The following is a 12,189-nucleotide window of genomic DNA, read 5'->3' on the forward strand; positions in this document are numbered from 1 at the left end:
CGGAGACTTGCCCTTTCGCCGCGCCGCGGCAAGGCTTGCCGCATGATCCCTTCCTCCTCCCCCGTCGCCCGCCTGACCGCCGAGCTGGTCGCCATCGACAGCCGCTCCTCCGTCTCCAACCTGCCCATTGCCGAGAAGATCGAGGCCGAGCTGGCGGGCTTCGAGGTGGAGCGCCTGGACTACCTGGATGCCAATGGTGTTGCGAAGCGCGCCATCGTTGCCCATCGCGGCCCGCCCGGCGGCTATGCCCTGTCCGGGCACATGGATACGGTGCCCGAGACCGGCTGGCAGGAAGATCCCTGGACCCCACGCCTTGATGAGAAGGGCGTCCTGCATGGCCTCGGCAGCGTGGACATGAAGGGCGCGGTCGCCGCATGCATCCTGGCCGCCCGCTCGGTGCCGGAAGACGTGCCCGCCACCTTGCTCATCACCACCGACGAGGAAACCACCAAGGCAGGCGCCCGCGCCGTCGCTGCGAGTGCCTTCGCCCGCTCGCTCGGTCTCCAGGGCATCGTGGTAACGGAACCGACCAGCCTCATCCCCGTGCGCGGCCATCGGTCTTCAGTCAACATCGTCGCCCGGGCCCATGGCATCCAGGCGCATTCCTCCGCCGGCATCGGCCGCAATGCAAACTGGTCGTTGATCCCCTTCCTGGCGGAGATGAAGGCGATTTATGAACGACTGCTTGCCGACCCGGCATTGCATGACGCGGCCTACGACCCGCCCTTCACCGATTTCAACTTGATCATCGACAACCACGGCACCGCGGTGAACGTCACCGCCGCACTGGCCACCTGCCGGATCAAGTTTCGGGCCAGCCGCAGCCTCGACCGTGCGCCCATCCTGGACCAGGTCCGCGCCGCCGCCGCCCGCGCTGGCCTCGAACTGTCCATTGCCGCCGAGGGCACCCCGCCCGAATTGCCCGCCGACCACCCATTGATCGCTCTCGCCGGCCGTCTTACCGGTGCCGCTCCACGCACCGCCGCCTTCGGCACCGATGCCTCGGAACTGCAAGAGATCGCGCCCTGCGTGATCCTCGGCCCGGGTGGGATCGAGACCGCCCATACCCCGCATGAATGTGTCCCAGTAGCAGCACTTGAAGCCGCGGTGCCGTTGCTTGCCCGGCTCCTGGCCACGGCTTCACGCAGCGCTTAACACTCTGACATGTAACGAGACGAGTAAAGCACGGGCTGCGGCACCATATCTCCCTCAAGACCAACCGGCCTCCTGGCCCGAGCCGAAGAAGACCCCAATGATTAGCGTCCCGCTCTCCCCCACCTTCGCCCGAACCGGCCTTGCCCTGTTGCTACCGGTGGCTTTGGCTGCCTGTGCCGTTGCCCCGCCCACCGGCCCCTCGATCTATGCGATGCCGGCGAAGGGCAAGGACATGGCGCAGTTCCAAGGTGAGGAAGCCAACTGCCGCAATTTTGCCCAGGCCCAAATTGGTGGCGGCAGCCCGACCCAGGCGGCAAATCAGGCTGCCGTCGGCAGCGCCGCGATCGGCACCGCCCTCGGCGCCGCGGCTGGTGCACTGATCGGCTCGGTTGGCGGTGCGGCAGGCGCGGGTGCGGCGGTGGGTGCCGGCGCGGGCCTGCTGACCGGCTCCGCCATCGGCGCCAATAATGCGCAGGCCAGCGGTGCCGGGCTGCAGGAACGCTATGACGTCGCTTACGCCCAGTGCATGTCCAGCGCTGGCAATACCATCGCCGCGCCGCAGGCTCCGCCCGTTGCCTATAGCGTGCCCGCCTATGGATATGCCGTGCCTTATGCCTATCCAGCCTATCCTTATTACTGGGGTCCCAGCGTCTCGCTCGGCTTCTACGGTGGGCGCGGTTACTACGGCCGTGGCTGGGGCTGGCACGGTCGTCGCTGGTAAGCTGGATGGCTTGGCAGCGCTAGTCAGAAGGCCAATCTACGTTCGGTGATGTCCTTCCCCAAACTTGCGCTGCTGCTTTTCGTCCTGCTGTTCCTGTTCCCCCTGGCTATCTCAGCCGTGCTCTACCAGACCAGTGGTGGTGGTGCCGGCTGGCAGGTCGCGGACCGGTCGAGCATCGGGTTGCTGCCCCAGGCTCGCCAGCACCCCGGCGCTGTCGTCCGGGTCTTCGCGGCGCAGACGGTGCGGTGGCGCGGCATCTTCGCCGTGCATTGCTGGATCGTCTTCAAGCCGGAAGGCGCCGATCGTTATACCCGCTACGACTATACCGCCTGGGGGGAGCCGATCCGCATGAATGGCTTTGAGCCGGACGGGCGCTGGTTCGGCCGCACGCCGGAAGTGGTTTACGCCGCCGATGGACCTGAGGCTGCGGTGCTGATCCCACGCATGCGAGATGCCATCGAGGGCTATGCTTGGCGCAACCGCGGCGACTACCGGCCCTGGCCCGGCCCCAATTCCAATACCTTCGTCGCTGCAGTGCTGGATTCGGTGCCGGAGATTGGCGCCGCCTTGCCGCCGACCGCCATCGGCAAGGATTTCCCGTACGACGGCCGCTGGCTGCGTCGCACGGCGACGGGTATCCGATTGACGCTGGGCGGCTATGCCGGGTTGACCCTTGGCTGGGTGGAGGGGCTTGAGGTCAATTTTCTCGGTGCCGTCGCCGGCCTCGACCTGAGGCGGCCGGCGATCAAACTGCCCGGCCTCGGCCGGCTGGGTCTGCCAGCCGTAACAGCGGAAGCACGGGCTCTGCCAGAAAACGGTTGAAGTTCAAGAGTTGGGCAACCAAAGGTTGCCGCTCATCAGCCAGCCGTAAAAATCTTGCGGCGCTGCGGGTGCCGAAGGAGGAATGGCTCGTTTTGCGCGCATGGCGAGCATGCGGGCATGAACGGCGGCAAAGTCCTCGACGATGGGCTGCGGCACGATCGGATATCCTCGGGCGGATCACCGGCGACGTCCGGCCCCAGAATGTTACCGAAAAACCCTTCCGCCTTCGTTACCCGCGACAATCAGCCCGTGCCTGCCTCAGCATCGCGGGTTTTGGCGTCGGGCGCGGTCGGGTCAGGGGGTAGCGCGGCCGCGGCAGTGCCACCGGACGGTGCAGCCGTGGATGAGGTATTTGGCTCCTCAGCAAAATGGAAATCGAACGCCCCGTCGCGGGACTGCCATTGCTGCACTGTCAGGACTCGAGCGCCACCCCGGCTTTCATGCGGCCCATGCAGGGTGCCGGCAGCATGGGTCAGGAAAGCGCCGATCCCGAATTCGCGCCCGGCATCGATCAGGTCGCCTTCGAGGACGTAATGCATTTCAGACCCTGCGCGGTGCAGATGCGCCGGGATGCGTCCACCTGCTGGCAGATGGATGATGCTGGTGACGACGCCGCGCTCCGTATCCTCGTTCAACAACTGGATCAGGAAGCGCCCACCGGTCGCGCCGGGGATCTCGACCGGCGCTGCCGCCACATCCTTCGCCATCAGTTCCAGCCTTGCCGCATCCATCCCCGATATCCCTTGCTATTACTCGGGCGCCGGTCCGGGCCCTTCAGGGCGTCAACGCCGGAGCGGCGGCGGGTTCCGGGCTATTCCAGCTTCAGGTCCAGCTCGCGCACCTTGCGCGCCCAGAACGCGGACTCCTGCTGCACCGCCGCGGCAAATTCGGCACGCGGCCGGACCGGCGCCAGCTCCAGCCCGTCATGCTCCAGCCGTTCGAGGAATTTCGGCGTGGCGACAGCGCGACGGGCGGCGGCTTCCAGCCGGTCCATAACGTCAGCCGGAACCCCGATGGGGGCGAAGACGCCATGCCAGCCGGTGATGACCGCACCTGGCAGCCCCGCCTCGGTCAGGGTCGGAACCTCCGGCAGTGCTGCGATACGTTTCTCCCCAGTCACCGCAATTGCCCGCAGCTTTCCTTCCCGGACCAGGGCCAGAGCCGGCGGGGGGGAGGAGAAATTCATGGTCACCCGTCTCGCCACCACGTCCAACAGCGCCGGCGCCGTGCCGCGATAGGGCACATGCTCCATCTGCACACCCGACGCCTCGGAGAACAGCACGCCGGCCAGATGGTTCGCATTGCCGACACCGCCCGAGGAATAGGTCAGGTCGCCAGGTGGCTGCCGGCGGATATAGGCCAATAGCTCCTGCAAGTTGCGCGCCGGCACATCCGGATGCACCACCAGCAGGTACTGATAGGAGGATACCTGCGCCACCGGCTGCAGCGCCGCCGCCAGGTCTAGGCGGTCGCCCTTCTGCAGATGCGGATTCACCACGATATTGGTCGATACGGCGAAGAGCAGCGTCGTCGCATCCGGCCGCGACCGTGCCACGCTGACCGACCCGACATGCCCCGCCGCGCCACCGCGGTTGTCGATCACCACGGTCTGGCCACCAAGTTCCGGCGCGAAGACCTGCGCGAATTCCCGGGCGGTGATATCAGTGCCACCGCCCGCAGCATAGGGAACGACGATGGTCATTGCCCGCTGCGCCTGTGCCAAGGCGGAACGGGCGCCCAAGGCGGGGACAAGCAACCCCGCACCAAAGCCAAGCATCAAGCTGCGACGGGTGGGCGGGAGGGGCGGCATGGCGAACTCCAGAAATGGTGCGGCGCAGCAGCCGGTAGCGACCACCATGCTGCAACGCAACCCGTATCCACTTGATCCCACGCAAAGCCGCCGCCGCCGCTTTCGCGCTTGATCCCGCGGCGCGATCCAGGTTGACCTAGGTCTGCGAACCATAAAGGGAGGGCGCATCATGGCACGAGTCGCATTGGTCACCGGGGGACAGCGCGGCATCGGCGCGGCCATCAGCGAAGCGCTCAAGGCCGCCGGCCGCACCGTGGTCGCCAGCTACGCTGGCAATGACGCCGCCGCCGCCGCCTTCACCGAGCAGACCGGGATTCCCTGCTACAAATTCGACGTCTCCGACTATGCCGCCTGCACCGCCGCTGTGCAGAAGATCGAGGCAGAAGTCGGCCCGATCGACATCCTGGTCAACAACGCCGGCATTACCCGCGACGGCACAATGAAGCGCATGTCGCGCGAGATGTGGGACAGTGTCATCGATACCAACCTCGGCAGTTGCTACAACATGGCGAAGCTGGTTTGGGACGGCATGACCGCGCGGAAGTTTGGCCGCATCGTCAATATCGGCAGCATCAACGGTCAAGCCGGGCAATATGGCCAGGTCAACTACGCGGCCGCCAAATCCGGCATCCACGGCTTCACCAAAGCCCTGGCCCAGGAAGGCGCCCGGACCTCCATCACCGTCAATGCCATTGCCCCCGGCTATGTCGACACGGAAATGGTGCGCGCCGTGCCGCCCGACGTTCTGGAGAAGATCATCGCCCGCATTCCGCGCGGCCGGCTCGGCACCGCGCAGGACATCGCCCGCGGTGTCGTCTTCCTCACTGCTGATGATGCTGATTTCATCACCGGGTCGACCCTGTCGATCAATGGTGGCCAGCACATGTACTGACGCCGGCATCGGGGCCGCTGCAAACTGTCTCACCAGAAATGGCTCAATAAAATCGGCCCGGCTACGGAATCAGCCGGGCGGTCCGGCAATAGTGGAATACTGTCCTGCCTATGCCGTTCTGCTGCTGCTTCGCAAGGCCGGAGACAAAGGCGATGAGCGGTAAGCACAACACCGGTTCTGACATTTCCGGCGATCGCCGTAGCGTCGATATGCCTCGGCCACCGAACAAGCCGCTAATGCCAGCGGGTGGAACCCGGAAGCCCTGGATGATCCAGCGACCCTGGCGGTAGTCAGCCGGGCCACGCCGCGGCATGCTACCCTTGGAGGCTCAGATGGGTTTCGTGCTGATTGGCCATGACGGAGAGGATGCAGACGCTGCCACCCGGCGGGAGGCAGCACGGGAGCCGCATCTTGCCAGTATCCATCGCAACGCCGCCGCTGGGCGATTGTTGATGTCGGGGCCGAGGCTGCGGCCGGATGGTTCAACCGCCGGATCGCTGCAGGTCTTCGAGGTGCCGGCGCAAGCCGACATGGAAACCTACCTGGAGCAGGAGCCCTTTGTCGCCAAAGGCGTCTGGGCCCGTGTCGAAGTGCTGCCCTTCCGCATCGCGCCGATGCCCTGGGCCCCGCAGCCAGGCCGTCCGGGTGGCGAGGCCGGGCCACTCTTCGCCTATGCCGTCACCGCCCGCGACGGCACCGATGCCGAAGCGCCGCAACGGCGCCAAGCAGCACGACCACGCCATCTCGTCCGCATTGGGCCGGAGGTGGCAGCTGGGCGGCTGCGGCTGGGTGGGGCGCTCCTCGATTCGCCGGACGGCAGCATGGTCGGCTCCATCATTGCCCTTGCCTTGCCGGACGAGGATGCGGTGCGGGAATGGCTGGCCGCCGAGCCCTATGTCACCGAGGGCGTCTGGCAGGACATCCGCATCGAACGTTGGCGCATTGGCGCGCAGCCTTATCCGGCGCTACCGGGGCAGGCTGCCTGATGGTTCGCCTGATCGAATACGCCGATGCGGCGCCCGAGGCTCAGGCCGTCTTCGATGCCATCATGGCGGCGCGCGGGACTACCGACGTGAACAACTTCTGGAAGGCCCTGGCGATCGACCCGCCCAGCCTGAAGCGGACCTGGGAAAGCCTCAGCCAGGTCATGGCCCCAGGGGTGCTGAACCCCTTGGTAAAGGAGTTGCTCTACATCGCCGCCTCGATGACCAGCGGTTGCGCCTATTGCACCGCCAGCCATACCGCCGCCGCCCGCGCCAAGGGCATGACCGATGCCGAGTACGGCGAGTTGATCGCCATCGTCGGCATGGCCGCCGAGACCAACCGGCTGGCCGAAGCCCTCCGTGTACCTATCGACCCGCAATTCGAGTGACCCAGGACCTGCGCATCTGCTTTGTCGGCGATAGCTTCACCGCCGGCGCCGGCGACGAGACCGCGCTCGGCTGGGTTGGCCGGGTCACCGCCGCCGCCTGGCATCGTGGCGTGGCGCTGACCGCCTACAACCTAGGCGTTCGCCGCGATACCAGCGCCGATATCCGCCGCCGGGCGGAAGCCGAGGTGCTGGCTAGGCTGCTCGCCGCCGGTGGCGATGCCCATGCCGTCGTCTTCTGCTTCGGCGTTAATGACACGACCTTTGAGGATGGCATGCCACGGGTGCCGCCTGAGGCGACACTCGACAATGCCGGCGCTTTGCTTGGTTGGTCCGCCGCCCGCTGGCCAACCCTCATGCTCGGTCCACCCCCTGCCCTGCACGACGCGGTGCAGGATGCCCGCGTCGCCGCTCTTTCACCCGAACTCGGCGCGGTGGCGGAGGCGCTGGGGGTGCCCTTCCTGCCGCTGCATGCAGCGCTTGCGGCGATCCATGCCTGGCGCGCCGGGGCGGCCCGGGGCGATGGGGTCCATCCCGATGCCGCCGGCTATGCCGCGATGGCCGCGCTGGTCGATGCCTGGCAACCCTGGCGTCGCCTGAGCGGCGGCTGAGGTCCCGCACCGCCCTGGCGGATCGGAGAATTCGATTCCAGGGCGTCGTCATGTCGGTTTCGCTTTCGGCTGAGGGGCCGGCATGCGTATGTCCGCCCATGCCCCTGCTCCGCTCCCTGCCGCTGCCACGTGCCTTCGCACCGCTTCGCCATGCCGTCTTCCGCACCCTCTGGCTGGCGACCTTGGCCAGCAACATCGGCGGCTGGATGCAGAACACCGGCGCCGGCTGGCTGATGACCAGCCTTTCCCCCTCCCCCTTCATGGTCGGGCTGGTGCAGGCCGCCACCATGCTGCCGGTCTTCATGCTCGCCCTGCCGGCGGGCGCCCTGGCGGATATCGTGGACCGCCGGCTTTTCCTCATCGGCGCCCAGGCCTGGATCCTGCTGATGGCGTTGCTGTTGGCGGTGCTGACCTGGACCGGCTCGATCGGTCCCTGGGGCCTGCTGGCACTCACCTTCGCCATCGGCGCCGGCAGCGCGATGAACTTTCCCGCCTGGGCCGCCACCACCAATGAGTTGGTCCCGCGGGAGGATCTGGTCGGTGCGATTGCCCTGAACGGCATCGGCTTCAACCTGGCCCGCGCCCTCGGCCCCGCCTTCGGCGGCTTTGCCATTGCCGCCGCCGGGCCAGAGGCCGCCTTCGCCCTCAATGCCGTCGCCTTCCTGGTGCTGATCCTGGCGCTGCTGTTCTGGAAGCGGTCCGAGGCGCCGAGCCGGATGCCGAAGGAGCACCTGATCTCGGCCATGCGGGCGGGGCTCCGCTTCGTTTCGGCCAGCCCGGCGATGCGCGCCGCCATTCTCCGCGCCTGCGCCTTCTTTCTTTTCACCGCCGCGGTCTGGGGGCTGCTGCCGCTCTTCGTCCGCCAGCAGCTCGGCCTCGGCCCGCAGGCCTTTGGCCTGATGCTGGGCGTGATGGGACTTTCGGCGGTCGGTGCCGGCTTTGCCCTGCCGGCACTGCGCGGCCGGCTGGACCGCAGCGGGACGGTATTCTGGGCCTCCATCCTCGCCGCCGTGGCGATGGGCATCCTGGCAGTCTCGCACCATTGGGCGCCGGCGGCGCTTGGGATGCTTTTCTACGGCGCTGCCTGGATCGCGGCCGGTAGCACCCTCTCGGCCTCGGCCCAGCTGGCCGCTCCCGGCTGGGTCCGGGCGCGGGCCATCGCCATCTATCAGCTCAGCTTTTTCGGCGTCATGGCCCTGGGCTCGGCGCTTTCGGGCTGGGTTGGCGGAAGCTTCAGCGTGCCTCTTGCCCTTGGCGTGGCCGCTGCAGGCTGCGCCATCGGTGCCGTCCTGGTTCGCGGCTGGCGGATCGACAGCGTGGCGCTGAGCGACTCACAGCCCGATGCCAACCCGGTCCCCAAGCCAGCCGCCCCGGCGCCGGAACTACGCGGCATGCTAGGCGAAGCCTCCGGTCGGGTGATGGAAGTCGTCCGTTATCGCATCGATCCGGCTGAGCGCCCCGCCTTCCTCGCCGCCATGCAGGAAGTGCGGCGGGTCCGACTACGGTCTGGAGCCGGCACATGGGGACTCTATGAGGACATCGCTCAACCCGACCTTTGGGTTGAACTCTGGACGGTGGACAATTGGACGGAACATTTGCGGGAGGAGACTCGCCGCACCGATTGGGACCGTGCCGCCCTGGCTCGCGCCGCGGCCCTGCACCGGGCTGAGGCAGTGCCGGAGGCGGCCCGTTTCCTCAACGTGAATCCCTGACGGACGAGCCGCCCGACATGGCGCCCATATGTCACGCGTCAGGGGTAGAAATTTGCCGCGCACGGGTTTGTCATGCGCCAAGTGCGGTGTCTCTGCGCTGCGGCATGGCAGCAATCGCGCATCGGGGGGATGAACCCGGGCGCGGGGATGCCACATGACGCGATCATATCGACGGAGGAGTACCTCATGGCGAAAGCCGCGAAGTCCATGACCACCCGCAATGATGTGCCGAGCAATGCGAAGCAGGTGTCCATCGGGGTGCTACAGGCCTGCCTGGTCGATGGCATCGACCTCTACAACGCCACCCGCCAGGCGCATTGGAACGTGAAAGGCCCCCACTTCGGTGAGCTGCACAAGCTCTTCGAGGAATTCTACAACGCCCTGCACGTCGACACCGATGACTTGGCAGAGCGCATCGTCCAGCTCGGCGGCACCGCCATCGGCGTGACCCAGACGCTCGCTTCCAGCACCCGCCTGCCGCCCTACCCGACTGACGTCTATGCCGGGATGGAGCATGTGAAGCTGCTGGCCGATCGCTACGGCATGGTGGCCAAGGCCCTGCGCGAGGGCATCGACACCACCGATGAGGCGGGCGACGCGGATACCGCGGACCTGCTGACCGAGAAGTCCCGCGCCACCGACAAGATGCTGTGGATGCTGGAAGCCCACCTGCCGTCGGACACTGTTGCCTGACGCGACCGACATTGTTTTGAGGCTAAAATGGGCGGCGAGGCGACTCGCCGCCCTTGTTGTATGAACCCGCCCTGGCGGCTATCTTGGCGTGATCAGGGGAACAAGACATGAACGACCTGTTTGGCGGCGGCCGCCCCGGCGCGAAGGCATCCGCCCCCAAGATCACACCCACCAAGGCATCCGCATCTGCTTTCGATGCTACAGCCTCCTACTCCGCCAAAGACATCGAGGTGCTGGAGGGGTTGGAGCCCGTCCGCCGCCGCCCTGGCATGTATATCGGCGGCACCGACGACACGGCACTGCATCACCTGGCCGCGGAAATCCTCGACAATGCGATGGACGAGGCTGTTGCCGGCCATGCCGACCGCATCGAGGTGACGCTGGAGGCCGGCAATTGGCTGACCGTGCGGGACAATGGCCGCGGCATCCCGACCGACCCGCATCCGAAATTTCCCAAGCTCTCCGCGCTGGAGGTGATCTTCACCACCCTCCACTCGGGCGGCAAATTCTCGGGCAAGGCCTATGAGACCTCAGGCGGCCTGCACGGCGTCGGCTCCTCCGTGGTCAATGCCCTGGCCGAGAGGATGGAGGTGGAGGTCGCCCGCGACCGCACTCTCTTCACCCAGGCCTATTCACGCGGCAAGCCGTTGGGCAAGCTGAAGAATGCCGGGCCGATTCACAACCGCCGCGGCACCACAATTCGCTTCAAGCCGGACCCGGAGATTTTCGGCAATCTCGAATTCTCCGCCGCCCGGTTGCACAAGCTCTGCCGCTCCAAAGCCTATCTCTACCGCGGCGTTGAGATCCGCTGGGCCTGCGACCCCTCGCTTGCCGGCGGCGATACCCCGGCCAGCGCCATCCTTCACTTCCCTGGCGGCCTGGCCGATTTCCTCGGCACCGCCATTGAGGGCCGCGGCCAAGTGGTCCCCGCCCCCTATGTGGGGGAAGCGGCCTTCCCAGATCGCGCTGGCCGTTGTGAGTGGGCGGTCACCTGGCTGGAACAGGGCGACGGCTTCCTTAGCACCTATGCTAATACCATCCCGACCAGCCAGGGCGGCACGCATGAAGCAGGGCTGCGTGCCGCGCTCGTCAAGGGCTTGCGCGCCTATGGCGAACTGAAGAAGGACAAACGCGCTGCGACCGTCACCGCGGAGGATATCTTCGGCGGCCTTGCCGGCATGCTCAGCGTCTTCGTCCGCGATCCGCAATTCCAGGGCCAGACCAAAGAGAAGCTGACCAGCCCGGAAGCCGCCCGGCTGGTGGAAGCCGCGCTGCGCGACCATTTCGACCATTGGCTGGCGGGCGACCCGACCACTGCCGGCAACCTGCTAGCCTGGGCGATCGAGCGCGCCGAGGACCGCATTCGCCGCCGCGAGATGAAGGATACCCCGCGCAAGTCGGCGACCCGCAAGCTGCGGCTGCCCGGCAAGCTGGCCGATTGCTCGCGCGAGGGGATCGAGGGCACCGAGCTCTTCCTGGTCGAGGGCGACAGCGCCGGCGGCTCCGCCAAGCAGGCGCGCGACCGCGAAACCCAGGCCGTGCTGCCGCTGCGCGGCAAGATCCTCAACGTCGCCAGTGCCTCCGCCGACAAGCTGCGCGGCAACCAGGAGCTGAAGGACTTGGTCGAGGCGCTGGGCTGCGGCGCCGGCGACCGCTTCGACCTCGCCCGGTTGCGCTACGGCCGCGTCGTCATCATGACCGATGCCGATGTCGATGGCGCCCATATCGCCGCCCTGCTGATGACCTTCTTCTACAAGGAGCTGCGCGAGCTGGTGGTCCAGGGCCGGCTGCACTTGGCGCAGCCGCCGCTGTTCCGCCTCCAGCACGGCGGCAAGTCGATCTACGCCCAGGACGACGCCGACCGCGCCCGCATCCTCAGGCGCGACTTCAAGCCGAGTCAGAAGGTCGAGGTCAGCCGCTTCAAGGGCCTCGGCGAGATGCCCCCGGCGGCGCTGAAGGAGACCACCATGGACCCGAAGCGCCGCACCCTGCTGAAGGTTGTGCTGCCGCCCGAGGACCGGGTCCGCACTGCCGAGCTGATGGAGGCGCTGATGGGCCGCCGCCCCGAATTGCGCTTCAAATTCATCCAGGAGAATGCGGCGAAGCTGGATGCGGCGGAGGTCGACGTCTGACCCCCGCCGCGCTTCTCAGCGCTGCGGGAGAGGGCGATGGGCTGCTGCACCAAGTCCGCCCGACCTATAGAGCATCGTTTTGTAGGCCCGGCTGCGGTTGCCGCGCCGGCTGGTGAAGCCGGCCCAGTTGATTGAAAACAAGGAATGATTATAGGCGATTGGCTGGTCGACAGCGGCCAGCAGTACCATTTTCTCCCTAGAGGCTGTTATGAACCTCCGTTCAGTAGCGCGGCCTGTTTGAGCATGAGGCAGACGAAGGCGACGAGGTGAAG

Annotated in this window: 13 protein-coding genes; 10 read left to right on the forward strand and 3 right to left on the reverse strand. The window is 66.8% G+C overall.

Going from position 1 to position 12,189, the window contains the following annotated elements:
- Positions 1–42 precede the first annotated feature (42 nt).
- From AC0IW9_RS22720 to AC0IW9_RS22730, 3 genes are all read left to right on the forward strand, one after another.
- Positions 43–1,155, forward strand: coding sequence for a M20/M25/M40 family metallo-hydrolase (locus AC0IW9_RS22720; RefSeq protein WP_471650587.1), 1,113 nt, complete (start codon positions 43–45; stop codon positions 1,153–1,155).
- Between the two features lie 211 nt (positions 1,156–1,366).
- Positions 1,367–1,876, forward strand: a complete 510-nt coding sequence (locus AC0IW9_RS22725; RefSeq protein WP_471650588.1) for a glycine zipper family protein — start codon at positions 1,367–1,369, stop codon at positions 1,874–1,876.
- A 48-nt stretch (positions 1,877–1,924) separates the two neighbouring features.
- On the forward strand, positions 1,925–2,698 hold the full coding sequence (locus AC0IW9_RS22730; protein ID WP_471650600.1) for a DUF3750 domain-containing protein: 774 nt from the start codon (positions 1,925–1,927) through the stop codon (positions 2,696–2,698).
- Positions 2,699–2,701: 3 nt separating this feature from the next.
- On the opposite strand, the gene AC0IW9_RS22735 is transcribed toward AC0IW9_RS22730, so the two are convergent.
- The 3 genes from AC0IW9_RS22735 to AC0IW9_RS22745 form a co-directional block, all read right to left on the reverse strand.
- Positions 2,702–2,854, reverse strand: a complete 153-nt coding sequence (locus AC0IW9_RS22735; RefSeq protein WP_471650589.1) for a hypothetical protein — start codon at positions 2,852–2,854, stop codon at positions 2,702–2,704.
- Positions 2,855–2,940: 86 nt separating this feature from the next.
- Positions 2,941–3,429, reverse strand: a complete 489-nt coding sequence (locus AC0IW9_RS22740; protein ID WP_471650590.1) for a cupin domain-containing protein — start codon at positions 3,427–3,429, stop codon at positions 2,941–2,943.
- Between the two features lie 80 nt (positions 3,430–3,509).
- The gene (locus AC0IW9_RS22745) at positions 3,510–4,400 is read right to left on the reverse strand and encodes a Bug family tripartite tricarboxylate transporter substrate binding protein (RefSeq protein WP_471650591.1); all 891 of its coding nucleotides are present in this window, start codon (positions 4,398–4,400) and stop codon (positions 3,510–3,512) included.
- A gap of 277 nt (positions 4,401–4,677) precedes the next feature.
- Between AC0IW9_RS22745 and phbB the strand changes: the two genes are divergently transcribed.
- The 7 genes from phbB (at position 4,678) to parE (ending at position 11,917) form a co-directional block, all read left to right on the forward strand.
- The gene (phbB, locus tag AC0IW9_RS22750; protein ID WP_471650592.1) at positions 4,678–5,400 is read left to right on the forward strand and encodes an acetoacetyl-CoA reductase; all 723 of its coding nucleotides are present in this window, start codon (positions 4,678–4,680) and stop codon (positions 5,398–5,400) included.
- A gap of 332 nt (positions 5,401–5,732) precedes the next feature.
- Positions 5,733–6,386 (forward strand): YciI family protein, encoded by a 654-nt coding sequence (locus AC0IW9_RS22755; protein WP_471650593.1) that lies wholly within the window; start codon positions 5,733–5,735, stop codon positions 6,384–6,386.
- Positions 6,386–6,772: a carboxymuconolactone decarboxylase family protein gene (locus AC0IW9_RS22760; RefSeq protein ID WP_471650594.1), complete on the forward strand. Its 387-nt coding sequence runs from the start codon at positions 6,386–6,388 to the stop codon at positions 6,770–6,772. Before AC0IW9_RS22755 ends, AC0IW9_RS22760 begins: the two co-directional genes overlap by 1 nt.
- On the forward strand, positions 6,769–7,380 hold the full coding sequence (locus AC0IW9_RS22765; protein ID WP_471650595.1) for a GDSL-type esterase/lipase family protein: 612 nt from the start codon (positions 6,769–6,771) through the stop codon (positions 7,378–7,380). Before AC0IW9_RS22760 ends, AC0IW9_RS22765 begins: the two co-directional genes overlap by 4 nt.
- A gap of 98 nt (positions 7,381–7,478) precedes the next feature.
- On the forward strand, positions 7,479–9,092 hold the full coding sequence (locus tag AC0IW9_RS22770) for an MFS transporter (RefSeq protein WP_471650596.1): 1,614 nt from the start codon (positions 7,479–7,481) through the stop codon (positions 9,090–9,092).
- A gap of 147 nt (positions 9,093–9,239) precedes the next feature.
- On the forward strand, positions 9,240–9,785 hold the full coding sequence (gene dps / locus AC0IW9_RS22775; RefSeq protein WP_471650597.1) for a DNA starvation/stationary phase protection protein Dps: 546 nt from the start codon (positions 9,240–9,242) through the stop codon (positions 9,783–9,785).
- Positions 9,786–9,892: 107 nt separating this feature from the next.
- Positions 9,893–11,917, forward strand: coding sequence for a DNA topoisomerase IV subunit B (parE, locus tag AC0IW9_RS22780; RefSeq protein ID WP_471650598.1), 2,025 nt, complete (start codon positions 9,893–9,895; stop codon positions 11,915–11,917).
- Positions 11,918–12,189 lie beyond the last annotated feature (272 nt).

Source organism: Belnapia sp. AC561 (assembly GCF_979252845.1).